We start from the raw sequence: 25,372 nt of genomic DNA on the forward strand, positions 1-25,372 counted from the left end.
CAGAAACCCGACCCACCCGGTCAGGTTTCGGCGGGTGCCGGTAGGGTCGACGCATGAGCGCGACCGTCCAGGCGTCCGCGGCCGAGCAGGGCTCGGTGCGGATGACGCACCTCGCCCAGCTCGAGTCGGAGGCGATCCACATCATGCGCGAGGTGGTCGCCCAGTTCGAGTGCCCGATCATGCTGTACTCGATCGGCAAGGACTCCTCCGTCCTGCTGCACCTCGCACGCAAGGCGTTCCACCCCGGTCCGATCCCGTTCCCGATCCTGCACATCGACACCACGTGGAAGTTCCGCGAGATGATCGCCTTCCGCGACCGGATCGCCGCCGAGACGGGGATCGACCTCCTTGTCCACACCAACCCCGAGGGCGTGGAGGCGGGGATCAACCCCTTCGACCACGGCTCGAAGAACTACACCGACATCATGAAGACCCAGGCGCTCAAGCAGGCGCTCACGATCGGCGGGTACGACGCCGCGTTCGGCGGCGCCCGCCGTGACGAGGAGCGCTCGCGCGCCAAGGAGCGGATCTTCAGCTTCCGCGACGCGCGCCACCGGTGGGACCCGAAGAACCAGCGCCCCGAGCTGTGGGATCTGTACAACGGCCGAGTCGCGAAGGGCGAGAGCATCCGCGTCTTCCCGATCAGCAACTGGACCGAGCTCGACGTCTGGCAGTACATCCACCTCGAGGGGATCGAGATCGTCCCCCTCTACTACTCGGCCCCGCGACCGGTGGTCGAGCGCGACGGGACGCTGATCATGGTCGACGACGACCGGTTCCGCTTCGCCGAGGGCGAGGAGCCCGAGCTCCGTTCCGTGCGCTTCCGGACCCTGGGCTGCTACCCGCTGTCGGGGGCGGTGGAGTCGACCGCCGACACGCTGCCCGAGATCATCCAGGAGATGCTCCTGGCCACCCGCTCCGAGCGGGAAGGCCGCGTGATCGACCACGACCAGTCCGGCTCGATGGAGGAGAAGAAGAAGGAGGGCTACTTCTGATGGCCCATCGATCCGATGCGACGGTGGCCCGCTGCGGGGGCGGGCGACCTCGGGTGGACCCGCGCCTGCGCAGGGCGATCGACCCCTCGTCGGCGGGGCAGCGCTGATGTCGCACGCCAGCGAGCTGATCGCGACCGACATCGACGCGTACCTGGCCGAGCACGAGCGCAAGGACCTGCTGCGGCTGCTCACCTGCGGATCGGTCGACGACGGCAAGAGCACCCTCATCGGTCGGCTCCTGCACGACTCGAAGATGATCTACGAGGACCAGCTCGCCTCGCTCGCCGTCGACTCGACGACATCGGGGACCCAGGGCGACGAGATCGACCTCGCCCTGCTGACCGACGGTCTCAAGGCCGAGCGCGAGCAGGGGATCACCATCGACGTCGCCTACCGCTACTTCTCGACCGCGCGCCGCAAGTTCATCATCGCCGACACCCCGGGCCACGAGCAGTACACCCGGAACATGGCGACCGGAGCGTCGAACTGCCAGCTCGCGGTGATCCTCATCGACGCCCGCCACGGCGTGCTCGCGCAGACCAAGCGGCACAGCTACATCGCCAGCCTGCTCGGCATCCGCCACATCGTGGTGGCGATCAACAAGATGGACCTCGTCGACTGGTCGCGCTCGCGCTTCGAGGAGATCCGCGAGGACTACCGCGGCTTCACCGAGTCGCTCGATCTCGTCGACCCGTACTTCCTGCCGATGTCCGCGCTGCGCGGGGACAACGTCGTCGAGCGCAGCGAGCACATGGACTGGTTCGACGGACCGGCTCTCATGGAGCACCTCGAGACGGTCGACGTCGAGGCCGGCGTCGACCTCGAGCGCTTCCGGATGCCGGTGCAGATGGTCACCCGGCCCGTGCACGACTTCCGCGGCTTCGCCGGGACGATCGCCTCGGGGACCGTTCGTCCCGGTGACGAGGTGGTCTCGCTGCCGTCGGGGGTGCGGTCGCGCATCGAGCGGATCGTCACCTTCGACCGCGACCTCGACCTGGCCGGGCCCGGGAGGGCGGTCACGCTCACGTTGGCCGACGAGATCGACGTGAGCCGTGGCGACCTGCTCGCGGGCCCCGCCGATCCGCCCGAGCGAGCCCACGACGTCGACGCGATGGTGGTGTGGATGTCGGACTCGCCGATGACACCCGGGAGGCAGTACCTGCTCCAGACGTCGACCGGCACGAGCAACGCATCCGTCACCGCGATCCGCCACCGTGTCGACGTGAACACCCTCGACGAGGTCGAATCCGAGTCGCTCGGCCTGAACGACATCGCGCGGTGCGCGATCGCATCGGACCGCGAGCTGCTGTACGACCCCTACCGGAAGAACCGCACCACCGGTTCGTTCGTGCTCGTCGACAAGCTGTCGAACGCGACCGTCGCGGCCGGGATGATCGTCGGGCAGTCGTCGTCGTGGAACCGGGCTCCGTCGGCGACCCTGACGCGCCAGGCGTCGGAGATCACCGAAGCCGAGCGGGCCGCACGGTTCGGGCAGCGTCCGTGCACGATCCTGCTGACCGGCCTGACCGCAGCGGGCAAGTCGACGATCGCGACCGCGCTCGAGCGGCGCCTGTTCGATCGCGGGCGCACGACGATCCGCCTCGACGGCGAGAACGTGCGGATGGGCATCAGCCGCGACCTGGGGTTCAGCGCTCAGGAGCGTTCGGAGAACCTGCGCCGGGTCGCGGAGGTCGCGAACCTGGTCAACAACCAGGGGATCATCGCGATCGCCGCGCTCGTGGCGCCGAAGGTCGAGGTGCGCGAACGAGCGCGCGAGCTCGTCGGTCCGGAGCGCTACGTCGAGGTGTTCGTCGACGCCCCGGTCGCGGTGTGCCGCCAGCGCGACGCGAACGGGATGTACGCAGCGGCCGATCGCGGCGACATCCCGCAGTTCCCCGGGGTCTCGGCGACCTACGATCGGCCGACCGACACCGACCTGCGCATCGACGCCGAGACGAGCGAGGTCGAAGGCGCCGTGGATCAGATCATCGAGCTGCTCGTCGAGCGCGGGTTCCTCGGCGCCGGTCGCTGAGCGATGGACGACGTCGACCGCCCCGGAGCGCCCCGGTCGCGTGACATCGTGCGCGCCGAGTCCCTCGTCACCGCACGGGACCGCCGTGACCTGCTCGGCCACGGACCGCTGACCGTCTGGTTCACCGGGCTGTCGGGGTCGGGCAAGTCGACCCTGGCGCTCGAGGTGGAGCGTCGGCTGATCGCGTCCGGCCGCCTCGCCCACGTCCTCGACGGTGACAACGTCCGCTTCGGCCTGAACCGCGACCTCGGGTTCTCCCCGGCCGACCGCACCGAGAACATCCGCCGCATCGGCGAGGTCTGCCGCCTGCTCCACGACGCCGGGGTGATCGTGCTCAGCGCGTTCATCTCCCCGTTCGTCGCCGATCGGGCCGCCGTGCGCGCGCTGCACCCGCCCGGCGGCTTCCTCGAGGTCTTCGTCGACGCCCCGGTCGAGGTGTGCGAGGAGCGCGACGTCAAGGGCCTGTACGCCCGCGCCCGCACCGGTGAGATCCCCGAGTTCAGCGGGATCTCGGCGCCCTACGAGGCCCCGTCGGACCCCGACCTGCGCATCGACACCGTGACCGGGACCACCCGGGAGTGCGTCGCATCGGTGATCGCGGCCGTGCTCGAGCGGGTCTGAGGGCGGCGGTCGACCCCGCCCACGTTCGGGTCGCGCCGGGGTCGGGTACGGCTCGGCCATGTCGTCCCCCCCCGAGACCGACCTCGACCGACGCTGGACGATCCGACGTGGATCCGGACCGGTCATGGCGACTGCGGTCCACGCGGGGCACCTGCTGCGCGACGAGGTGGCCGAGCTCACGGCGCTGTCCGACACCGAGCGCCTGCTCGAGGAGGACCCGATGACCGACGTCCTCGCGACCGTCGGCGACCACACGTTCACCTCGTGGGTGTCGCGCTTCGAGGTCGACCTGAACCGCCCGACCGACGAGGCCGTGTACCAGGTCCCCAGCGACGCCTGGGGCCTCGAGCTGTGGAGCAGCGAGCTCCCCGAGCGGATCGTCGAGGAGTCGCTGGCCTCCCACGCCCGCTTCTACGACCTCATGGGCTCCTGGATCGAGGAGCTGATCGCCGAGCACGGCCGCGTCCTGCTCCTCGACGTGCACAGCTTCAACCACCGGCGCGAGGACGACAGCGGGCAGCGGGTGGAAGCCGAGGGCCTGCCCGACATCGACCTCGGGCTGTCGACGGCGGACCGCGACCGCTTCGGCGACGTCGTCGACGCGCTGTGGGGCGGTCTGTCCGAGATCCGGATCGGTGACCGCGCCGCCGACGTGCGCGAGAACGTGCGCTTCCCCGACGGCGGCAACTGGCCGGAGTGGGTGTTCGCCGAGTACGGCGACGACGTGTGCACGATCACCCTCGAGTACAAGAAGTTCTTCATGGACGAGTGGGCCGGGACGGCCGACATCGCCCTGCTGCAGCACCTGCGCTCGGGGCTCGCCGACGCGACGGACGCCGCCCGGGCCCCGCTGTCGTGAGCGTCGACGCCCCGGCTCCGGACTCGATCACCGCCTCGATCGACGCCGAGCTGTTCGAGATCCAGCGCGACATCGACTGGCTCGCGCGCGTGTCGCCGCTCGACAACAACGCGCGCTGGGAGGCGTTCCGCGCCAGCGACTTCGCCCGCTGCCCGCCTCTGACCTACCCCGAGTTCGACCTCGACACCGACGCGGTCTCCGCACGGCTCGACGCGCTCGCGATCGACGACATCGCGCAGCCCACCTTCCGGGTCCTGCTCAGCGAGAAGCGGACCGAGCTCGAGCGGCTGGTGACGCTGCTCGAGTCGCGCGACACCCCGGCGTTCACCTCCGCGAGCATGGCGCTGTTCGGTGGCTCCGACCCCGGCCTGCTCGCCGATGCGGTCGAGATCCTCGAGACCGTCGAGGAGGAGGCGCCGACCGGTCCCGAGGTCGGGTCCGACGTGGTCGTGGCCGCCGCCGTCGAGGCGCGCGACCGGTACCGGGCGATCGTCCCCGACTTCGACTTCCGCATCGAGCTCGTCGACGACGCCGATGCGATCATGCTCGTCCACCAGGGCGACCTGGTCATCGACTCGACGCTGCGGATCCCGCACGCCCGCGTCGCCCCCCTCGTCGCCCACGAGGTCGGGGTCCACGTGATCACCCGCTACAACGGTCGACGCCAGCCGCTGCGGCTGTTCGAGAGCGGCTTCGCGCACTACGACGTGCTGCAGGAGGGCCTCGCCACCTTCTGCGAGTTCCTCGCCGGTTGCCTCCCGCCGACCCGTCTCCGGGTGCTCGCCGCCCGGGTCGTCGCCGCCGATCTCGCCATCGCGCACGAGCCGATCGAGGAGATCTTCGACGTGCTGCACCGCCACCACGGCCTCGGCGCCGAGCCGGCGTTCGACGTCGCCGTGCGCGCCAAGCGCGGCGGCGGGCTGACCAAGGACGCCGTCTACCTCGCCGGGCTGCGCGACCTGCTCGCGTGGCTCGCCGACGGAGGCGACATCGAGCAGGTGTTCCTCGGGAAGTACTCGCTGACGGAGCGCCACCTCGTCTCCGATCTCCTGGAGGAGGGCCTGCTCGTGCCCCCGGCGATCCTGCCCACCTGCCTCGCCGAGGAGGGGTCGGCCGAGCGGCTCGCCGCCGCCGTCGCCACCCCCGTCACCCGTCTCTACCAAACGGAGTTCCCCTCATGAAGCTCGTGTTCATCATCAACGACATCGCGACCGAGAAGGACAACTACACCACCATCCGCCTCACGCGGCGAGCCGTCGACGAGGGCCACGAGGTCTCGCTCGTCTCCCTGGTCGACATCACCTACGAGTCCGACGGGGCGCTCACCGCACCGGCGTCGCGTCCCCGACGCGACTCCTACACCGACGACGCGGACCTGCTGTCGGATCTGCAGGAGGCGGACGCCCCGCGCGAGCGGATCGCGCTCGGTGACCAGGACGTGATGATGCTGCGCGCCGACCCCGCCGACGAGGTCGTCGAGCGCCCCTGGGCGCACGGCTCCAGCCTCCTGTTCGCCCAGCTCGTCGCGGATCAGGGCGTGATCGTGCTCAACGATCCGCGCAAGCTCACCGACGCCTCCAACAAGACCTACTTCCAGCAGTACCCCGAGTTGATCCGGCCGCGGACCTGCATCACCCGCGACCCCGTCGCGATCCGCTCGTTCATCGACGAGGAGGGCGGCAAGGCGGTGATCAAGCCGCTGCAGGGATCCGGCGGCGAAGGCGTCTTCGTGATCACCGACGGCTCCGGCGCCAACGTCAACCAGATGATCGAGGCGACCATCCGCTTCGGGTACGCGATCGTCCAGGAGTACCTCCCCGCGGCGTCCGAGGGCGACCTGCGCCTGCTCACCCTCAACGGTCGGCCGCTGATCGTCGACGGCACCTACGCCTGCTTCCGCCGCTACAACGAGACGGGAGACGCGCGCTCGAACATCAGCGCGGGCGGGGCGGTGGAGCTCGTCGAGCCCGACGCCGACGCCCTGTCGGTCGCCGCGATCGCCGGCCCGAAGCTGATCCGCGACGGCATGTACCTCGCGGGCCTCGACGTCGTGGGCGACAAGATGATGGAGATCAACGTCGACACCCCGGGCGGCATCGGCCAGGCCGAGGACCTGTCGGGCAAGGACTTCTCCGGAGCGATCCTGCGCGACCTCGAGCACAAGGTGATGCTGCGCGACCAGTACCGCGGGCGGTTCTCGAACCGCGACATCTCGATGATGTGAGCCGGCGGGGCGGCCCTGCGTCGTCAGCCGCGGCGGATCGTCGAGATCCCGCCGTCGACCGGGATCGTCGCACCGGTGGTGAACGCTCCCGCCCGCCCGGCGAGGAAGATGACCGCGCCGGCGATGTCGGCGGCCGAGCCGATCCGCCCCCGGGGCACCGAAGCCTCGACCATCTCGCGCTTGTCGTCGCTGTCGAGCATGTACTCCATCATCTTCGACTCGAACGGTCCGGGGGCGACGGAGTTGACGGTGACGTGGCGCCCGACGATGTCGGCCGCGAGGTGGCGGGCGAGCATGTGCACCCCGGCCTTGGCCGCCGAGTAGCTGAAGTTGTCTCCGCCCGGGACGCGGATCCCGTCGATCGAGCCGATCATCACGACCCGACCCGGGTCCTGCGCCGTGGCCCGCGCCTCGAGCAGCGGGAGCAGCTCCTGGGTGAGCATGAACGGCGCCTTGACGTTGATCGCGAGCACCTTGTCGAAGCCGGTCTCCGGGAACTCGCCGAGGGGGGCGCCCCAGGCGGCCCCGGCGTTGTTGACCAGCACGTCGACGGCATCGGTCCGCTCGCCGACGGCGGCCGCGAACTCCGCGACCCCCTCGGCGGACGACAGGTCGCCCGGGATCGACACGCACGACGCGGTGGACGACAGCTCGTCGAGCTCGCTCGCGGCGGCGTCGCAGGCGTCGGCCTTGCGTGCCGTGATGTAGGTCGTCACCCCGTTCGTCACCAGGCCCGCGGCGATCATGTACCCGATCCCACGCGACCCGCCCGTCACGACGGCGACCTTGCCGTCGAGGCCGAACAGGTTGGTCACGTCGAGGTCGGTCGATCCGGTGGAGCGGTAGGTGGGGCGGTCGTCGGGGTCGGCGCTCATCGTGGGAGTGTGGTCGACGATCGCGGGCGGGTCCGAATCGGGCATGCTGGTCCGATGAGCGCCGACGACCCGACCGATCGCACGACCCGACTCCTCGTCCGACGCGACTCGATCGGCGAGACCCGGTTGGACGAGGTCGTCCGCGGCGTGGGTGACCTCGAGCCGGGGCAGATCCGCCTCGCCGTCGACCGCTTCGCGATCACCGCGAACAACATCACCTACGCCGTCTTCGGCGACGCGCTCGGCTACTGGGACTTCTTCCCCGTCCCCGACGGCGACGGGTGGGGGCAGGTCCCCGCGATGGGGTGGGCGACGGTGACCGAGTCGCGCGCCCCCGACATCGCGCTCGGCCGTCGGTTCTACGGCTGGTACCCGATGGCGAGCGACGTCGTGTTCACCCCCACCGCGACGCGCGACGGCTTCCGCGACGACGGTGCCCATCGCTCCGCCCACGCACCGGTGTACCGGTCCTACGTCGCCACCGACGCCGACCCGATGCACCCCGGCGTCGACGCCGACGGGGTCGGCTCGAGCGACGGCGAGGACCGCCACAGCCTGCTGCGCGGACTGTTCCTGACCGGGTTCCTCGCCGAGGAGTTCTTCGCCGACGGGGCCGGCAGCGGTGTCACCTACTTCGGGGCGGAGCGCGTCGTCGTGCTGTCCGCCTCGTCGAAGACCGCGATCGGGTTCGCCCAGCGGGCCGCCGTGCGCGGCGGGGTCGAGGTCGTCGGGGTCACCTCCGACCGCAACCGGGAGTTCGTCGAGGGCCTCGGGTTCTACGACCTGGTCGTCGGCTACGACGCGATCGGGGAGATCCCGACCCCGGGGGGAGCGGTGTCGATCGACATGGCGGGCGACGCCGAGGCGCTGGCGGCCGTCCACCGCCGGTTCGGCGACGACCTCGCCCACTCGATGACCGTCGGGCGCAGCCACCACGACGCCCGCCCGGCCGGTGACCTCGAGATGGAGGGACCCGAGCCCCAGCTGTTCTTCGCCCCCTCCGAGGTCGGCCGGCGCCAGGACGAGTGGGGGCGTGAGGAGTACGCGCGGCGGTGCGCCGAGGCGCTGGCGGACTTCGTCGACGCGAGCTCCGACTGGCTGCGCGTCGAGCACCGGGTCGGCCCGGAGGCGGCGCGGACGGGGTGGGCCGACGTCCACGCCGGCGACGTGACCCCCGACGTCGGCATCGTCGCCACGATGGCCTCGGTCGACACGTCGCGGTGAGCGTGGCGATCCACCTCCCCGACGGCCTCCCGGCACCGTCCGAGCGCCGGCTCGCGGTGCGCGTGACCCCCGACGCGCTGCGCCGCATCCGGGCGCGCCACCCGTGGGTCTACGACGGCTCGATCGAGTCGGTCAACCACGACGACGGGGCCCCCGGCGACCTCGGTGTCGTGTTCGACCGCAAGCGACGGTTCGCGGCGATCGGTCTGTGGGACCCGAACTCCCCGATCCGGTTGCGGATGCTCCACGTCGGTGATCCGGAGACGATCGACGGCGACTGGTTCACCGAGCGGATCGCGGCCGCGGCCGCGCGTCGGCGCATCCTGATCGACCGCCACGTGGGCAGCGGCCGGGCCCTCCACGGACCCGGGTACCGGGCGGTGAACGGCGAGAGCGACGGACTCCCCGGTCTCGTCGTCGACCGCTACGCGGACGTCGCCGTGGTCAAGCTCTACAGCGAGGTCTGGTTCGCGCACCTGCGCTCGATCGTCGCCGCCGTGGTGTCGACGACCGCGTCGACGGGCGTGGTGCTGCGCCTGGCGCGCAACCTCGCCGAGCGCGACACCCACGGACTCGCCGACGGCGACGTGGTCGCCGGCGAGGTGCCCGACGGTCCGGTCCTGTTCAGCGAGGGCGACCTGACCTTCGAGGCCGATGTGCGCCGTGGCCAGAAGACCGGCCACTTCCTCGACCAGCGCGCGAACCGGCTTCAGGTGGGCAGGATCGCGGGCGGCCGCAGGGTGCTCGACGTGTTCGCCTCGACCGGGGGGTTCACGGTGCACGCGGCCGCCGGAGGCGCCGACTCGGTGCACGCGATCGAGATGTCCGCGCCGACGGTCGACGCGGCACGTCGGAACCTCGAGCTCAACGCCCACGTCCCCGAGGTCGCTCGGTGCCGGGTCACGTTCGCGACCGAGGACGCGTTCGACGCGCTCGGCTCCCTCGGTCGGTCGGGCCGGCGCTTCGACCTCGTCGTGGTCGACCCGCCGTCGTTCGCGCGGCGGGCCTCGGAGATCGGCGCGGCGCGGGCCGCGTACGCCAAGCTGACGAAGCTCGCGATCGCGGTGATCGAGGACGGGGGCGTGCTCGTGCAGGCGTCGTGCTCGAGCCGGGTCACGACCGGCGACTTCTTCGAGACCGTGACCACGGCCGCTGCCGAGCACGGAGCGGAGCTCGAGGAGATCCGACGCACCGGTCACGACGTCGACCACCCCGTGACCTTCGCCGAGGGCGAGTACCTGAAGGCGGGGTTCTGGCGGGTCGATCCACGCCGCCGCGACCGGGGCGGGTGAGCGGGCTCCGGACGAACCGGTGCGTCCGGGGGCGATCGGCGACCTCGTTCCTGCTACACCAGCCGCATGGGGAACTGGAACTTCGCGGACATCTGGGAGATCGTCGCCGAGGAGCTGCCCGATGCGCAGGCGCTCGTCCACGGCGACCTCCACCGGACCTGGTCGCAGCTCGACGCGCGCGCCGACGGCATCGCCCGCCACCTGCTCGACTCCGGCCTGGAGCGCCAGCAGGCGGTGGCCCAGTACCTCTACAACGGGCCGGAGTACGTGGAGTCGATGTTCGCGGCGTTCAAGGCCGCGCTCGTCCCGGTCAACACGAACTACCGCTACACCTCCGACGAGCTGCTCTACCTGTGGGACAACGCCGACGCCGGCGCCGTCGTCTTCCACGGCGGGTTCGCGCCGACGATCGAGACGATCCGCGACCAGCTGCCGAAGGTGCGGTCGTGGCTGTGGGTCGACGACGGCGAGGGCTCGTGCCCCGAGTGGGCGACCCCCTACGAGGACGCCGCGACCACCTCCGGCGAGCGCGCCGTCCCCGAGGGCGGACGCTCGGGCGACGACCTGAACATGCTCTACACCGGAGGCACGACCGGGATGCCCAAGGGGGTGATGTGGCGCCAGGACGACCTCGTCGTGACCCTGACCGCGACCCTCGGAACGCCGATCGACGCGCAGGACGGGCTCGACGCCCTGCGCTCCTCCTACGCCGAGCCCGGCAACGTGTTCCTGCCCGCGTGCCCGCAGATGCACGGCACCGGCAACTTCCCCGGCTTGTCGACGCTCACGGGCGGCGGCAGCGTCGTGACCCTCGTGGGACGCACCTTCGACCCGGTCGAGCTGCTCGACACGATCGAGCGGGAAGGGGTCACCAACCTCGCGATCGTCGGCGACGCGTTCGGCAAGCCGATCCTGCGCGCCCTCGACGCGGAGCCCGGCCGCTGGGACCTGTCGAGCCTCGTCGCCATCGTGTCGTCGGGGGTGATGTGGAGCAAGGAGACCAAGCAGGGCCTGCTGCGGCACCACCCGGAGATGATGCTGCTCGACGCGTTCTCCTCCTCGGAGGCGCTCGGGATGGGGATGTCGGTGTCGGGTGGCGGGCAGGCCGCCGAGACCGCCCGCTTCGAGCTGAGCCCCCACACGATCGTCATCGACGAGCAGGACCGCCCGGTCGAGCCGGGGTCGGGCGAGATCGGTCGGCTCGCCGTCGGCGGTCGCCAGCCCCTCGGCTACTACAAGGACCCCGACAAGTCGGCGGCGACGTTCCTCGACATCGACGGTGGCCGCTACTCGTGCCCCGGTGACTTCGCCACCGTCGAGGCCGACGGGACGATCACCCTCCTCGGGCGCGGCTCGGTGTGCATCAACACCGGCGGGGAGAAGGTCTTCCCCGAGGAGGTCGAGGAGGCGATCAAGACCCACCCGTCGGTGGCCGACGCCGTCGTGGTCGGTGTGCCGGACGAGAAGTTCGGCGAAGCCGTCACCGGGGTGGTCGAGGCACGACCCGGCGCCACCGTCGACGAGGCCGCGCTGATCGCCCACGTGCGCGAGACGCTGGCCGCGTACAAGTCCCCGAAGCGGATCATGGTCGTCCAGACGATCGGGCGGGCCGCGAACGGCAAGGTCGACTACAAGCGCCTCCGCACCGAGGCGACCGAGATCCTCGCCGACGCCTGAGCCCCGCGGGAGAGAGACCGAGGTCGCACCGCCGCCGCGGGGTCCGGCGCCCTACCCTCGGCCCGATGGCGCAGCTGGAGGCGAACGGGATCACCATCGAGTACGAGCAGCACGGGTCGGGCGATCCGTTGCTGCTGGTGATGGGCCTCGGCGGCCAGCTCACCGACTGGCCCGAGGGGTTCGTCGAGATGCTGGTCGCTGCGGGCTTCCGGGTGACGGTGTTCGACAACCGCGACATCGGGCTCAGCTCAGAGACCGACTGGGAGCCGCCGAAGCAGGTCCGTGCCGTCGTCGGCTCGTTCGCGAAGCGCCCGCCCCGCTCGGAGTACACGGTCGTCGACATGGCCGCCGATGCCGCCGGCCTGCTCGAGGCGCTCGGGATCGGGTCCGCCCACGTCGTGGGGATGTCGATGGGAGGGATGATCGCCCAGCAGCTGACGATCGACCGCCCCGAGCTGGTGCGCTCGCTGACCTCGATCATGTCGCACCCCGGCGACGGCAGGTCGGGGCGCATCGCCGGCACGGTCATGGCGCGCCTCGCGCGCCTGCGCGAGCCGACCCCCGAGACGGCTCCGGACCGTGCGGTGCAGAGCTTCCTGCTGTGGAGCGGTCCGCACTACGACCCCGTCGAGCACCGGGCCCGAGCGGCGCGCAACGTCGAGCGCAGCTTCCGCCCGGTCGGGACGCGACGTCAGACGACCGCGATCATGGCGAGCCCCGACCGGACGCCCGGCCTGGGTGAGGTGACCGTGCCGACCCTGGTGGTCCACGGGTTGCTCGATCGGCTCGTCAAGCCCAGCGGCGGGATCGCGACCGCCGCCGCCGTGGCGCACTCGCGCCTGGTGATGTTCCCCGACATGGGCCACGACCTGCCGGCGCCGCGGTGGGGCGAGATCGTCGACGAGATCCGCCGCAACGCGGATCGGGCCGCGACGTCAGCGACCTCGTCCGCGCCGACGCGACCGCCGACGGCGTCGGCACCGGGGAGCTCAGTCCTGCAGGACGTGTCCGATCGGTGACGCCCGGCGGATGTGGCCCAGCACGGGGGTGGCGCGCACGATCGCGTCCGCGCCCTGGGGCATCGCGGTGCGCTCCGTGGCCCGCCAGGCGGTGATCGTGTCCGACGACCCGTCGTCGACGGCAACGTAGAGGCTGTAGCGGTCGCCCTCGAGGCGTCGCACGAGGGAGCGGGGAAGGGGGGTCACCTCGGCGGGGCGGCGGGCCCGCACGACGACCCCGGTGCGCTCGACAGTGTTGAACATGTCGGCGGCGCCGGCGAAGGCCGCCCACAGCCCGAGCAGGATGGGCACGAACATCAGCGCGGCGGCGCCGGTCGCGATCGCCCGGATCAGCCAGTCCTGGTCGGCGAAGCGATCGTACAGCGACTCCCAGGCGTCCTGGCGCGCGACGTCGGCGAAGAAGCGGCGCCCGCGCAGGCCGAGGAACGCCGCGAGCAGCCCGCCGACCAGGGCCGAGATCGGGTTGGTGCCGTACACCGGTCGCCACGGGTAGCGGACCCGCACGAGCCGGGGGGAACCTCCGACCGCGCTCCACGCCCGGCGGTGGTCCTCACGGGCGAGCGGGAGCTCGACGCGCGCCCCCTGCGCGAGGCACATCGCGGAGGCGTAGGCGAGGCGGCGGTCGCCGACCTCGACCGAGCTGGCCGCCATCTGCGAGAACCCGCCGGCCACCAGGCGCGAGCGCACGGACAGCCACCGGCTCGTCGCCGCGATCCCGTCGGGGGTGTGCGTCACGTCGTCGGCGACGAGGTGGCGCACGATGCGGTACACCAGGACGAGCAGCGCGACGAGCACCGCGAGCGAGATCAGCCTCCGCTCGAGGGAGTCGACCACCGCGACGTCGGTCCCGTCGTCGCGCGACGCGTTCCAGGCCATCAGCCCCAGCAGCGCCGCGGCGACCGGGCCGGCGAGCAGCACCGGCGTCCAGCGGCGTGAGACCAGCCCGGCGCGTCGCGCCTCGGCACGCACCAGGTTGCGGTACCGCCTCCACCACGACCCGTGGACGTCGACGGCGAGGTGGCGGGCGGGGATCGCCTGGTCGGTGGTGAAGCGGGCGAGGATGTGCTGCAGGACGAGGCGCTCGTGGGGGAGCAGGGCGTCGCCGTCGTAGCCGCCCGACGCGGGCCGGATCCGGCTGACCTCGTCGTCGGTGACCGGCGGAAGGATCCGCAGCCACCCGCGCGCGGCGAGGTCCACCACCGTCGCGCGCATCCCGGCGGCGGTCACGGTGGCGTCGTTGGTGAGCAGGTTGACCACGGCGGGCGATTCGGAGCGGTACTCGCCCGACGATCCCTCCGAGTCGATGCGGCCCGGCGTCGCACGTCGCTCGGCCCAGCTCGTCGCGACGTGCCCCACCACCGCGAGCAGGACCGACACGACCAGCAGGGCGCCACCGGGGGTCGGGGCCAGGGCGTCGATCATCGGGGGGGCACGGGAGGTCGGCTGGTCGTCGCCGTGCGGTCCGTCACAGGGGTCATCATGGCATCACGTGTCCTGGTTCCGCAGCCACAGGGTGCGTTGGGGGAAGGGAATCTCGATCCCCGCCGAGTCGAGCGAGCTCTTCAGCGCCTCGCGCAGGGCTCTTTGGATCGCCCACTGCTGGCCGGGCGCCGTCTTGAGCGTCATCCGCACGGTGATCCCGTCGGCACCGAGGGTCTCGACGCCGAGGACCTGCGGTTCGTCGAGCACGTCGTCGCTCCACTCCTCGTCCGCGCACACCCGCGCCGCGGTCTCGGCCATGATCGAGCGCACCTGCGCCAGGTCGGCGTCGTAGGCCACGTCGACGTCGACGACGGCGGTCGACCAGTGCTGGCTCTTGTTCCCGACGCGCTGGATCTCGCCGTTGGGGACGTGCCACACGGTGCCGTCGAGCCCGCGCAGCACCGTGGTGCGCAGGGCGACCTCCTCGACGACCCCGGTCGCCTCGCCGAGGTCGACGACGTCACCGATGCCGTACTGGTCCTCCATCAGGATGAACAGCCCGCTGATGCAGTCCTTGACCAGGCTCTGGGCCCCGAACCCGATCGCCACGCCGCCGATGCCCGCCCCGGCGATGATCGGCGCCAGGTCGAGCCCCAGCTCGCCGAGGATCATGATCAGCGCGATCGTCCACACGATGACCGTGACCGTGCTGGTGATCACCGCCGTGATCGACGCGGCGCGGGACTCGCGGCGGGCGGCGAGGGCCGGTTCCTCCTCCTCGATGCCCAGCAGGGAGTCCGCACGGTCGATGCCCAGCGCGTGCAGCGAGCGCCGCGCTGCCGTGGTGTCGGTGAGCACGATCCGACGGATGGTGCGCTCGAGGACGCGACGACCGACGCGCAACCCGATCCAGGCGAGGGCGACGATCAGCAGGATCGTCAGGGGACGGTCCACGATCCAGTCGGCGAGCCCGGTCAGGGTGGTGTCGCCGGTCGCGTCGTACACCTGCTCGCACAGCAGCGAGGGGACCTCGCCGCACGCGTCGTCGAGCCCCGAGCGCACCGGAGCACGGAGGGCGGCGACGGCGAGGTCGGCGACGACGGTCGATGATCGCATGGTTCCCGACGGTACCCACTCGGCCACCTCGCGCCGGCGTACCCCCACCCGCGCCGGTGAGGGCGCGGTGCGTCGTGCTGCGGCGTCGGCGAGGGGAGCGGTCCGCCTCCCGGGGCGCAGGTCACCCGTCGTGTTCAAGGTGCCCCGTGCCCGCTCCGATAGATTCGACGGCCGTCGGGTGGTCCCGGACCGGCGATCCGAGGTTCACGGGCCTGAACGAGGAAGGGCGTCCGTCATGGCATGGTCGACTGCACGAGCAACGAGAGCGGCGGAGGGTCGGCGCGGATGAGCACGCCTGCACGCCTCGGCGTCGTCGGGACCGGCTACGTCGGTCTGACCACGGGCGCCTGCTTCGCCCACCTCGGGCACACCGTCGTGTGCGGTGACATCGACCCCCGCAAGGTCGACCTGCTCAACGACGGCCAGATCCCGATCGTCGAGGAGGGCCTCGAGGACGTCGTCAACGAGTCGCGCCGTGCCGGACGGCTGAGCTTCGTGCTCGGGTCGCAGGCGGCAGCCGCCGACGCCGACATCGTCTTCCTGTGCGTCCCGACCCCGCAGGGCGAGGACGGCAGCGCGGACCTGAGCTACATCGAGCAGGCCGCCCGAGAGATCGGGCCGGTGCTCAAGCCCGGGGCGGTCGTGGTGAACAAGTCGACGGTCCCGGTCGGCTCGACGATCGCCGTCGAGAAGGTCCTCCAGCGCGACGACGTCGCGGTCGTGTCGAACCCGGAGTTCCTCCGCGAGGGCACCGCGGTCGACGACTTCCTCAACCCCGACCGGGTCGTCGTCGGCTCGTCCGATCTGGCCGGCGCCCAGCGCGTCGCCGACCTCTACTCGGGGATCGACACCTCGGTCATCATCACCGACCCGGCGTCCGCCGAGACGATCAAGTACGCGGCGAACGGCTTCCTCGCGATGAAGATCAGCTTCGTCAACGCGGTCGCCGCGATGTGCGAGCACGTCGGTGCCGACGTGGCCGCCGTCGTCGAGGGCATCGGCTCCGACACCCGCATCGGCCGTCGGTTCCTCAACCCCGGTCCCGGCTGGGGCGGCTCGTGCTTCCCCAAGGACAGCCGAGCGCTGGTCAAGATCGCCGAGGACCACGGCTACGACTTCTCGATGATGCGTGGTGTCATCTCGGTCAACGACGAGCAGCGCCGCCGGATGATCGACAAGATCGCCAAGGCCGTCGGGCGCCACCAGTCGGATCTCAGCGGGGTCACCGTCGGGGTGCTCGGGCTGACGTTCAAGGCCGGGACCGACGACCTGCGCGAGTCGCCCTCGATGGCGATCATCGAGGAGCTCCGCACGGTGGGGGCCACGGTGAAGGCCTACGACCCCACGACCAGCGGCGAGCTGGACCCGCACCAGACGATGCGCCTCGAGGGCATCGAGCTCGCCACCGGCCCGCTCGAGGTGGCCGACGGCGTCGACGTGCTGTGCGTGCTCACCGAGTGGCCCGAGTTCGCCGAGCTCGACCTGCGCAAGGTCGCCGAGACCCTCGGAGCGGGGACGACCATCGTCGACACCCGCAACCTCCTCGATCCGGCCGAGGTCAAGGATCTCGGTCTCCGCTACGACGGCGTGGGTCGCCGCTGATGCGCGTCGTCGTCGCCGGCGGAGCCGGCTTCCTCGGATCGCACCTCACCGACGCCCTGCTCGAGCGCGGGGACGAGGTCGTCGTGGTCGACGACTTCGTCACCGGGAGCCCGGACAACGTCGCCCACCTGTCGTCCCACGACGGGTTCGAGCTGGTCGAGCAGGACGTCACCCGACCGTTCGAGATCGACGGCCCGATCGACGCGGTGATGAACCTCGCGAGCCCCGCCTCGCCGAAGGACTACCACCAGATGCCGCTCGAGACGCTCGCCGTGGGCAGCACCGGCACCCGCAACCTGCTCGAGCTGGCCCTCGGCGCCGACGCCCGCTTCTTCATGGCGTCGACGAGCGAGGTGTACGGCGATCCGCACGTCCACCCGCAGACCGAGTCGTACTGGGGCAACGTCAACCCGATCGGCGAGCGCAGCATGTACGACGAGGCGAAGCGCTTCTCCGAGGCGCTGACCTTCGCGTACCACCGCACCTGCTCGCTCCCGGTCCGCGTCGTGCGGATCTTCAACACCTACGGGCCGCGGATGCAGGTCGACGACGGGCGCGTCGTGTCGAACTTCATCGTCCAGGGTCTGCGTGGCGAGCCGCTCACGATCTACGGTGACGGCTCCCAGACCCGCAGCTTCTGCTACGTGGAGGACGAGGTGCGCGGGTTCCTGGCGCTGCTCGACAGCGACGTGGTCGGCCCGGTCAACATCGGCAACCCGGGTGAGTTCACGATGCTCGAGCTCGCCGAGATCGTCACCGAGCTGACCGGGAGCGACGCCGGCATCGTGTTCGAGCCGCTGCCCGCCGACGATCCGAAGCAGCGACGACCCGACATCACCATCGCGACCGAGCAGCTCGGGTGGGCGCCCGAGGTCGACCTGCGCACGGGTCTGGAGCGGACGATCCCGTACTTCGCGGGGGTGCTGGGCGATGTCGTCGGCTGATCCCGGCGCGACCCTCCGTCGCCGCCCCACGGTGTGAGCCTCCGCGCGGGTGCGCTCCGCCGGGCCGTGCGCGCGGGGGTCACCTCGGCCCTCGGGGTGCTCGCCGTCCCGAACGCGGTGCTGGCCACCCACCTGTCGTGCTGAGGTGGCGCTGCGCCTCGTGCTCGACGGGGTGGTCGTGCGCTACCGGCCCGACGCGATCGTGCGCGCCGAGATCCCGACCTCCTTCGAGGCGTCGGAGACCCAGCACCAGCGCTGGGAGCTCGGGCGAGCTCAGGTGGCGCGCACCTTCGTCCCGCTCCTGCTGCGTGCGGCGGTGCGCCCACGACCACGTCGCCCCCGCGAGATCGAGCCCCGTCGCTCGACGCTGGTCGACGCGGCGCTCGACCAGGTGCTCCCGCCGCTGTCGCTGCTGGTCGCCGCTCAGGGAGCGCTCGTCGTCGCCGGCCTCCCGGCACGCACGCGCCCGGCACGTGCGGTGCGTGCGGCGTCGATCGCCTCGGTCGCGGTCACGGTCGCCCACGTGGCGGTCGGGCTGCGCCGAGCGGGCGCGCCGCGATGGGTGTACCGGTCGCTGCTCGGAGCGCCGAGGATGGTGGCGTGGAAGCTCGCGCTGGTCGTCCAGATGGCGACGGGCTCACGCAGCACGAGCTGGACCCGCACCGAGCGCAACGCCGAGGGCGCTCCCGGGCGGGAGGCGGGCGCTCAGCGCGCCCAGGGGTCGGAGTAGCGGCCGAAGCGCTGCTTCACGAGCTGCAGCAGCACGGGGGGCTGCTCGACGAGGTAGCGCTTCCAGCGCGCCTTGGGGTCCCCGAGGATCCGGGCGACCCACTCGAGCCCGAGGTCGGTGACCCACGGCGCCGGACGACGGACCTCGCCCGCCTCGTAGTCGATCGTGCCCCCGAGCGGCATCAGCAGCTCGACGTCGGGCATCCGCGATCGGTAGGTGTGGATGAAGCGGTCCTGCTTCGGCGCCCCGAGCCCCACGACCAGGACGGTGGCGCCCGACGCGTTGATCTTGTCGATCACCCGGTCGACCTCGGCGGGATCGTCCTCGAACCCGAACGCGGGCGAGTCGGTGCCGACCACGATCTCGCGGCCCACCTTGGCGTTGATCCGGTCGCGAGCGCGATCGGCGACGCCGGGCTTCGCACCGCAGAGGAAGATCCGCACGGTCGGGTCGTCGGCGTAGCGCTCGTAGAAGCGCGGGAAGTAGTCCGAGCCCGACACCCGCTCGCGGACCGGGGTCCCGAGGAGACGAGCGGCGAAGGCGAGGATCTGGCTGTCGCACGTCACCAGGTCGTACTTGTCGAGCATCCGGTGGAACTCGGCATCGCGCTGGAACAGGCGCATCATGTCGGTGTGCACGGTGATGAACGTGCCGTGGCGCAGGTCGAGCAGGTCGTCCATCGAGATGTCGTCGATGTCGACGTTCAAGAGGCGCACGACCCGGCTGTTGCGCTCGGAGATCTCCGGTTCGTCTGCCCACCGTCCGCCCGTGGGCCGTCGGTCGTCGTCGATCGTGGTCTGCACCGCTCCACCCGTCCTGTCCCCGGGCCCGTCCAGGCCCGCTCATCCATCCGTGCGTCAACATACCACCCAGCGTGGGGCCGAGGGGTCGTGTCGTGTGACGATTCGTGGTCGATCCACACGGAGTGTGACGTCGAGTGGTTGCGACGCCACGTTCCGCCGAACTCCCTGCCGGGTCCGTGCGGTCCCGGCACCACCACGGTGACGGAGCCGGACGGGCTCAGCGGGTTCATCGGCGCGCACCTCGCCCGACTTGAGCGGATCTCCCCCCATCGACGAGGGGGCACGTCGACATCACGCGACACCGTCTCGGCCGCCGCCGCGCCCGGCGCGGCGCGCACCTAGAGTTGGACGTCGTGTGGCGAGATCGGGTGCTGACCGGCCTTCGGCCCCCGTCGATCGAGATCCGCACCGACGAGTTCCGCGACCTGGTGCGTCGATCACGCGAGGTCGTGCTGCTCGCGGCGATCACCGGAGCCCTGACCGGGCTGCTCGTGCGGTTCTTCGAGTACGTGGTCGCGGAGGTCGCCCTCCACGCGCTGCTCGACGCCGACTGGCGCTGGGGCCTGGTCGTCCCGCCGCTCGGGCTGGTACTGTCCGCGCTCACCCTGCGCAGCGTCGGCGACGGCGCGACTCCCGCCACCTCCGACGAGTACCTGCGTGCGTTCCACGACAGCGAGTACCCGCTGCGGTGGCGGGCGTTCACCGGGCGCATCGCGGCCGCGGTCTGCACGCTGGGGTCGGGCGGCGCGATGGGCCTCGAGGGGCCGTCGATGTACGGCGGGTCCGCGATCGGGGCGCTCGTCCAGCGCCGGCTGCCGGCCTCGTTCCGCGGCGCCGACTACCGCACCCTGCTCGTCGCCGGCGCCGCCGCGGGGGTCGCCGCGATCTTCAAGGCGCCGGCCACCGGTGCGATCTTCGCGCTCGAGGTGCCCTACCGCGATCAGATGGCTCGACGCATGCTGCTGCCGGCGCTCGTGGCGAGCGCGACCGGCTACCTGACCTTCGTCGCGCTCAGCAGCACGAGCCCGATCTTCTCGTTCACCGACGAGCGTCGCGTCGCGTCGCTGTTCGACTACGTCGATCTGCTCGGCGCAGTGCTGATCGGGGTCGGGTGCGCCGTCGGGGCGCGCCTGTTCTCCCGTCTGGTCAAGATGGCGAAGGCGTTCACCCTCCGCCCGGTGACCCTCCGGCTCGCCGTCGCCGGCGCCAGCCTCAGCGCCCTCCACCTCGTGACCCGGGTGGTGACCGCCGACGGGTGGGACCCGGCGAACGGCGAGAGCCTGTCGCTGGGCACCGGGTACGAGGTGATCCGGTGGCTCGGAGCCACGGAGAGCGCGCTGTGGGTGCTGTCGGCGGTCTTCGTGCTGCGGATCTGCGCCACGGCGGCCACGGTCGCGGGGGGAGGCGTCGGCGGGCTGTTCGTGCCGCTGGTGGTCGGCGGGGCGATCGTCGGGCAGGCCGTCGGGGTGATCTTCAACACCCTCGACCCGGCGCTGTACGTCCTGCTCGGCATCGCCGCCTTCCTCGGCGCCGGGTACCGGGTCCCCCTCGCCGCGATCATGTTCGTCGCGGAGACGACAGGGCAACCCGGGTTCATCGTCCCGGCGTTCTTCGCCGCGGTCGCGGCGGACCTGGTGATGGGTGAGGTGTCGATCACCTCGTTCCAGCGATCCACCGTCGTCCAGACCTGACGCCGGGCGCTGCTTCGGACCTCGGCGCGGGGCGGTGGTAGACCGAACGCATGTCGGACCCGATCACCGTGACGACCGAGCTGCAGGGAACGATCGTCGAGGTGTTCGTCGAGGTCGGCGAGCGGGTGCGGCAGGGGGCGGTGCTCGCGCTCATCGAGTCGATGAAGATGCACCACGAGATCGTCGCCCCCGACGACGGCGACGTCGCGTCGGTCGTCGCCCCGGTGGGGACGACCCTGCGTCCGGGAGGGGTGGTGTTCGAGCTCTCGGCCCCGTCCCCGGCTCGCGGTGCCGGCTCGGCCGCGCTCCCGCCCCCCGACGAGGCGGGGAGGGCCGGCGCGCGAGCGCCGTCGGGCGACTCCGCGCCGTCGGGCGCCGCGGAGGCGGGCGACACGGACCGCGAGCTGCGCCCGGATCTCGCCGAGGTGCTCGAGCGCCACGCCCGCGGCGGGGACGAGGCGCGCGAGCCGGCCGTCGCCAAGCGTCGGGCGAAGGCGAAGCGGACCGCGCGCGAGAACCTCGCCCACCTCGTCGACGAGGGGACCTTCGTGGAGTACGGCCCGACGGCGATCGCCGCGCAGCGCCGCCGCCGCGAGCTCGACGACCTGATCGACAACACCCCCGCCGACGGCCTCGTCGGGGGCATCGGCCACGTCAACGGGGACCTCTTCTCCGAGGGCACCGCGACGACCGTGATGTCGTACGACTACACGGTCCTCGCCGGCACCCAGGGCCACCGGAACCACCTGAAGAAGGACCGCCTCATCGACGTCACCTCCCGGATGCGCCTGCCCGTGGTGTTCTTCACCGAGGGGGGCGGCGGCCGTCCCGGTGACACCGACGCGACCGGCGTGAGCGGCCTCGACTGCCTCGCGTTCTGGTGGTTCGCGGAGCTGTCGGGGACGGTCCCGATCGTCGGGATCGCGAGCGGATACTGCTTCGCCGGCAACGCCGCGATCCTCGGGTGCTGCGACGTGGTGATCGCGACGGAGGACTCGAACATTGGGATGGGCGGCCCGGCGATGATCGAGGGGGGCGGACTCGGGGTGTTCGAGCCGACCGAGATCGGTCCGATCGAGGTCCAGCGCGCGAACGGCGTGGTCGACGTCGTCGTCGCCGACGAGGCAGAGGCGGTCGAGGTGGCCAAGCGGTACCTCGCGTACTTCCAGGGACCGGTGGGCGAGTGGACCGATCCCGACTCCGATGCGCTGCGGGACGTGGTGCCCCTCGACCGCTTGCGCGCCTACGCGATCCGCGACGCGATCGACGGGTTGTTCGACGTCGACTCGGTGCTCGAGCTGCGCCGCGACTTCGGCCACGGGATGGTGACCTGCCTCGCACGCCTCGAGGGGCGCCCGGTCGGGGTCCTCGCGAACGACCCGCGCCACCTGGGTGGGGCGATCGACAGCGACGGCTCCGACAAGGCGGCGCGGTTCATGCAGCTCTGCGACGCCCACGGCCTCCCGTTGATCACGCTCTGCGACACCCCGGGGATGATGGTCGGGCCCGACGTGGAGCAGACGGCGCTCGTGCGCCACTGCTCGCGCCTGTTCGTGACGGGCGCCAACCTGTCCGTCCCGACGATCACCGTGGTCACCCGCAAGGCCTACGGTCTGGGCGCCCAGGCGATGATGGGCGGTTCGACGAAGGCGCCGCTCGCGTGCCTCGCCTGGCCGACGGGGGAGTTCGGCGGGATGGGCCTCGAGGGAGCGGTGCGCCTCGGGTACAGCAAGGAGCTCGCGGCGGTGGAGGACGACGACGAGCGTGCCGAGCTGTTCCAGGAGATGGTGGACCGGATGTACGAGCGGGGCAAGGCGCTCAACATCGCCTCCCACTTCGAGATCGACGACGTGATCGATCCCGCCGACACCCGCCGCTGGATGGCGACCCTGCTCGGCGCCGCTCCCGACACCCACCGCAGCGCACGCGGTGGCGACGGCCCCGTTCGACCGCAGGTCGACACCTGGTGAGCTGCGCGCGCGACACCGGGCGCCGCGACGTGCGCGGGGTGATCAGCAGTCGGCGACGAGGACCCGTTCGACGCCGTCGCCGTCGTAGGTGATGACGCCGACGGTGGCGACGCCGGCGACCCAGGCGTGGGTGACGATCTCCATCAGGCCGTCGCCGTTGAGGTCGGCCACGGTCAGGACCCGATACGAGGTCGCGGGCTCGACCGACGGCTCCGGGGTCGCGTCCCCGGTCGATGGAGCGGATCCTTCGGGCGCGGGCGGCTCGACGGCGGTCTCGACGTCGAGGCCGACCTCGATCACGTCGCCGCTGTCGGCGTCGATCAGCAGCAGGCTGGAGTACCCGCTGCCGCCGAACGCGACGAGCGACTCGGTGTCCCCGTCGCCGTCGAGGTCGGAGACGACGATCTGGTCGATCGTGCCGGCGGCGACGTCGACGTCGGTCCCGTCGAACGCCTCGCGCCCGGCCGTGACGTAGCTCTCGATGACCGCGTCCACCGAGGCGACGGGGCGCGGGCGCGGATCCCAGTCGGCGGGGAGGGCGATCGAGCGGAACCCGAAGCCGGGTTCCTCCGGGGCGCGCGCGTTGGGCGAGATGGACGGACCGACCCGACCGTCGGAGCACGCCTCGACGCTCGAGCCGCTGATCCCCGCGATCGGGTCGAGGTCGGCCTCGAGGACGCTCATCTCGGTGCCGGAGCGCGGGACGTCGGTGGGTGCGTCCCCGTCGGCGCCCGCGCTCTCCCAGTCGGTGCCGGTCCAGCGCCCGACGGGCAGCCAACCGTCGGGGTCGCCGCCGGCGAACAGGGGGGTGGAGCGGTCGGTCGGCTCGCCGGAGGGGGGAGGCAGGGTGGTCGTCGTGCTCGACGCGCTCGTCGACGACTCCGGGGAGCTCGTCCCGGCCGGATCCGTCGTGGGGTCCGGCGCGGTCGAGCCGCCGGGGGCCGTCGCCTCGACGAACGGCTCCGACCCGACGGGCGCCGCCGCGGACCCCGGCTCGGTCGCGCCGGGGACCGGGACCGTCCCGGGATCGGCCGGGGGGACCGCCTCGCTGGAGGTGCACCCGGCGGCGGCGACGGCGAGCGCGAGCAGGGCCGCTCGGCGGCGGTTCGGGCAGGTCATCGGTGCCATTCTGGCCGATGGGTCCCCGGACCGCCGCGACGCCCCGGCCGTGCGCTCGGAGTGGACCCGGTGCGCCGGCGTCACGGCGTCGCGGCGTCGCGGCGTCGTCACCCGAGGTCGGGCCACCGGCGGGCGCGCCGGCGCCGGATCCCGGCGGTGCTGAGGCGGCGCTTCTCGCCGAGCGACCACTGCCGCCGCCAGCCCCCGTCGACCGATCCCGACAGCCGGGGGCTCGTCCCGCGAGCGGCTCGCCGCGACGCGGTCCAGAAGTCGGTCAGGGTCTCGTCGCCGAGGCGCGTCACCGCGGACTCGATGCGCTCGTTGAACCGCCGGGTGCTCTCGCCGTCGTCGGCGGTGAGCGGCGTGCCGAAGCGCACGCTGGTGCGCCCCGGTGACAGCTTCGACGCGCCCTTGCCGAAGATCTCGCCCGTGCCGTCGATGAACACCGGGATCACGGGTGCGCCGGTGCGCGCCGAGAGGTAGGCCGCGCCCCCCTTGAAGTCCTGCCCCCACCCGTCCGGGGAGCGGCCGCCCTCGGGGTAGATGATCAGGCTCGCGCCGTCCGTGATCATGTCGCGCAGGCGATCGAAGGTGGCGCGGCTCGCCGCGTCGCGGTCGATCGGGATGGCGTTCAGGGCCAGGGCCGACAGCGCGGCCTTCCAGGTCGCGTCGAAGAAGTAGTCGGCGGCCGCGGCGACGACGAGCTCGCCCCGCCACGCGGCCGGGATCGATCGGATCATCACCCCGGTGTCGATGTGGCTGTGGTGGTTCGGTGCGAAGATCACCGGCGGCACGTCGTCTCGGCGCAGGAGGTCGGCGAGGCGGTCGCCGCCGTGGACCGTCGGGCTGGCGACCACCCGGACCGCGGCGCGCATCGGCCCGTCGACGATGGCGGCGCGCACGGCGCGCGCGAGGGGCCGGCGGGCCCACTCGGTGTCGTAGGCGTCTCCGAGTCGGTTCGGGCGGCGCGGGACGACGACCGAGCGTGGCACGGTGGGCGGCCGGTACGGGAAGCCGTGGCGGGCCAGGGGGCGGACGGCCGAGCGCACGAGGCCCTCGGCGGCCCCGGCGGCGCGCTGCGCCGAGCGGATCGCCGCGCCGGATCCCGCGGGCCGCTGGGCCCGGCGGATCGTCGTGCGGGAGGTGCGTGCCGACAC

The 25,372-nt window shown here is 72.0% G+C and carries 21 protein-coding genes; 15 read left to right on the forward strand and 6 right to left on the reverse strand.

Features of this window, described 5'->3' with window-relative positions:
• Window positions 1-53 precede the first annotated feature (53 nt).
• The 6 genes from cysD (at window position 54) to ACOOHC_RS07625 (ending at window position 6,731) form a co-directional block, all read left to right on the forward strand.
• Window positions 54-995: a sulfate adenylyltransferase subunit CysD gene (gene cysD / locus ACOOHC_RS07600; RefSeq protein ID WP_420453388.1), complete on the forward strand. Its 942-nt coding sequence runs from the start codon at window positions 54-56 to the stop codon at window positions 993-995.
• A 106-nt stretch (window positions 996-1,101) separates the two neighbouring features.
• Window positions 1,102-3,027, forward strand: coding sequence for a sulfate adenylyltransferase subunit CysN (gene cysN / locus ACOOHC_RS07605; RefSeq protein ID WP_420453389.1), 1,926 nt, complete (start codon window positions 1,102-1,104; stop codon window positions 3,025-3,027).
• 3 nt (window positions 3,028-3,030) lie between these two features.
• Entirely contained in the window at window positions 3,031-3,648 is a 618-nt protein-coding gene (gene cysC, locus ACOOHC_RS07610) for an adenylyl-sulfate kinase (protein ID WP_420453390.1), read from the forward strand.
• A gap of 58 nt (window positions 3,649-3,706) precedes the next feature.
• Window positions 3,707-4,507 carry an N-formylglutamate amidohydrolase gene (locus ACOOHC_RS07615; protein ID WP_420453391.1) on the forward strand — a complete coding sequence of 267 codons (801 nt, stop codon included), beginning with the start codon at window positions 3,707-3,709 and terminating at the stop codon, window positions 4,505-4,507.
• On the forward strand, window positions 4,504-5,688 hold the full coding sequence (locus ACOOHC_RS07620) for a tyrosine/phenylalanine carboxypeptidase domain-containing protein (protein ID WP_420453392.1): 1,185 nt from the start codon (window positions 4,504-4,506) through the stop codon (window positions 5,686-5,688). The genes ACOOHC_RS07615 and ACOOHC_RS07620 overlap by 4 nt, the downstream gene beginning before the upstream one ends.
• Window positions 5,685-6,731, forward strand: a complete 1,047-nt coding sequence (locus ACOOHC_RS07625; protein WP_420453393.1) for a glutathione synthase — start codon at window positions 5,685-5,687, stop codon at window positions 6,729-6,731. Before ACOOHC_RS07620 ends, ACOOHC_RS07625 begins: the two co-directional genes overlap by 4 nt.
• 23 nt (window positions 6,732-6,754) lie before the next feature.
• On the opposite strand, the gene ACOOHC_RS07630 is transcribed toward ACOOHC_RS07625, so the two are convergent.
• The gene (locus ACOOHC_RS07630; RefSeq protein WP_420453774.1) at window positions 6,755-7,546 is read right to left on the reverse strand and encodes an SDR family oxidoreductase; all 792 of its coding nucleotides are present in this window, start codon (window positions 7,544-7,546) and stop codon (window positions 6,755-6,757) included.
• Between the two features lie 114 nt (window positions 7,547-7,660).
• On the opposite strand from ACOOHC_RS07630, the gene ACOOHC_RS07635 reads away from it, so the two are divergent.
• The 4 genes from ACOOHC_RS07635 (at window position 7,661) to ACOOHC_RS07650 (ending at window position 12,818) form a co-directional block, all read left to right on the forward strand.
• Window positions 7,661-8,830 (forward strand): DUF2855 family protein, encoded by a 1,170-nt coding sequence (locus tag ACOOHC_RS07635; RefSeq protein ID WP_420453394.1) that lies wholly within the window; start codon window positions 7,661-7,663, stop codon window positions 8,828-8,830.
• Complete coding sequence (locus ACOOHC_RS07640) at window positions 8,827-10,122, forward strand: class I SAM-dependent rRNA methyltransferase (protein WP_420453395.1); 1,296 nt, start codon at window positions 8,827-8,829, stop codon at window positions 10,120-10,122. The genes ACOOHC_RS07635 and ACOOHC_RS07640 overlap by 4 nt, the downstream gene beginning before the upstream one ends.
• Window positions 10,123-10,188: 66 nt before the next feature.
• The gene (locus tag ACOOHC_RS07645) at window positions 10,189-11,799 is read left to right on the forward strand and encodes an acyl-CoA synthetase (RefSeq protein ID WP_420453396.1); all 1,611 of its coding nucleotides are present in this window, start codon (window positions 10,189-10,191) and stop codon (window positions 11,797-11,799) included.
• A gap of 65 nt (window positions 11,800-11,864) precedes the next feature.
• Window positions 11,865-12,818 carry an alpha/beta fold hydrolase gene (locus tag ACOOHC_RS07650; RefSeq protein ID WP_420453397.1) on the forward strand — a complete coding sequence of 318 codons (954 nt, stop codon included), beginning with the start codon at window positions 11,865-11,867 and terminating at the stop codon, window positions 12,816-12,818.
• Here ACOOHC_RS07650 and ACOOHC_RS07655 read toward each other — a convergent pair.
• Window positions 12,789-14,240, reverse strand: a complete 1,452-nt coding sequence (locus ACOOHC_RS07655; RefSeq protein ID WP_420453398.1) for a hypothetical protein — start codon at window positions 14,238-14,240, stop codon at window positions 12,789-12,791. The genes ACOOHC_RS07650 and ACOOHC_RS07655 overlap by 30 nt on opposite strands.
• Before the next feature lie 63 nt (window positions 14,241-14,303).
• Window positions 14,304-15,356, reverse strand: a complete 1,053-nt coding sequence (locus ACOOHC_RS07660) for a mechanosensitive ion channel family protein (RefSeq protein WP_420453399.1) — start codon at window positions 15,354-15,356, stop codon at window positions 14,304-14,306.
• A 285-nt stretch (window positions 15,357-15,641) separates the two neighbouring features.
• Here ACOOHC_RS07660 and ACOOHC_RS07665 point away from each other — a divergent pair, with 285 nt between their 5' ends.
• From ACOOHC_RS07665 to ACOOHC_RS07675, 3 genes are all read left to right on the forward strand, one after another.
• On the forward strand, window positions 15,642-16,958 hold the full coding sequence (locus tag ACOOHC_RS07665; RefSeq protein WP_420453400.1) for a UDP-glucose dehydrogenase family protein: 1,317 nt from the start codon (window positions 15,642-15,644) through the stop codon (window positions 16,956-16,958).
• On the forward strand, window positions 16,958-17,902 hold the full coding sequence (locus ACOOHC_RS07670) for a UDP-glucuronic acid decarboxylase family protein (RefSeq protein ID WP_420453401.1): 945 nt from the start codon (window positions 16,958-16,960) through the stop codon (window positions 17,900-17,902). Before ACOOHC_RS07665 ends, ACOOHC_RS07670 begins: the two co-directional genes overlap by 1 nt.
• 145 nt (window positions 17,903-18,047) lie before the next feature.
• A complete protein-coding gene (locus tag ACOOHC_RS07675) occupies window positions 18,048-18,632 on the forward strand; it encodes a hypothetical protein (RefSeq protein WP_420453402.1) in 585 nt (194 codons plus the stop codon).
• On the opposite strand, the gene ACOOHC_RS07680 is transcribed toward ACOOHC_RS07675, so the two are convergent.
• A complete protein-coding gene (locus tag ACOOHC_RS07680; protein ID WP_420453403.1) occupies window positions 18,608-19,435 on the reverse strand; it encodes a WecB/TagA/CpsF family glycosyltransferase in 828 nt (275 codons plus the stop codon). The genes ACOOHC_RS07675 and ACOOHC_RS07680 overlap by 25 nt on opposite strands.
• A 353-nt stretch (window positions 19,436-19,788) precedes the next feature.
• Between ACOOHC_RS07680 and ACOOHC_RS07685 the strand changes: the two genes are divergently transcribed.
• Window positions 19,789-21,126: a chloride channel protein gene (locus ACOOHC_RS07685; RefSeq protein WP_420453404.1), complete on the forward strand. Its 1,338-nt coding sequence runs from the start codon at window positions 19,789-19,791 to the stop codon at window positions 21,124-21,126.
• Between the two features lie 50 nt (window positions 21,127-21,176).
• On the forward strand, window positions 21,177-23,096 hold the full coding sequence (locus ACOOHC_RS07690) for a carboxyl transferase domain-containing protein (RefSeq protein ID WP_420453405.1): 1,920 nt from the start codon (window positions 21,177-21,179) through the stop codon (window positions 23,094-23,096).
• 42 nt (window positions 23,097-23,138) lie between these two features.
• Here ACOOHC_RS07690 and ACOOHC_RS07695 read toward each other — a convergent pair whose 3' ends face one another.
• Both ACOOHC_RS07695 and ACOOHC_RS07700 read right to left on the reverse strand, forming a co-directional pair.
• Window positions 23,139-24,215, reverse strand: coding sequence for a hypothetical protein (locus tag ACOOHC_RS07695; RefSeq protein WP_420453406.1), 1,077 nt, complete (start codon window positions 24,213-24,215; stop codon window positions 23,139-23,141).
• 107 nt (window positions 24,216-24,322) lie between these two features.
• Window positions 24,323-25,372, reverse strand: coding sequence for a lysophospholipid acyltransferase family protein (locus tag ACOOHC_RS07700; protein WP_420453407.1), 1,050 nt, complete (start codon window positions 25,370-25,372; stop codon window positions 24,323-24,325).

Source organism: Ilumatobacter sp. (assembly GCF_965215205.1).
In the GTDB taxonomy this organism is placed as follows: domain Bacteria; phylum Actinomycetota; class Acidimicrobiia; order Acidimicrobiales; family Ilumatobacteraceae; genus Ilumatobacter_A.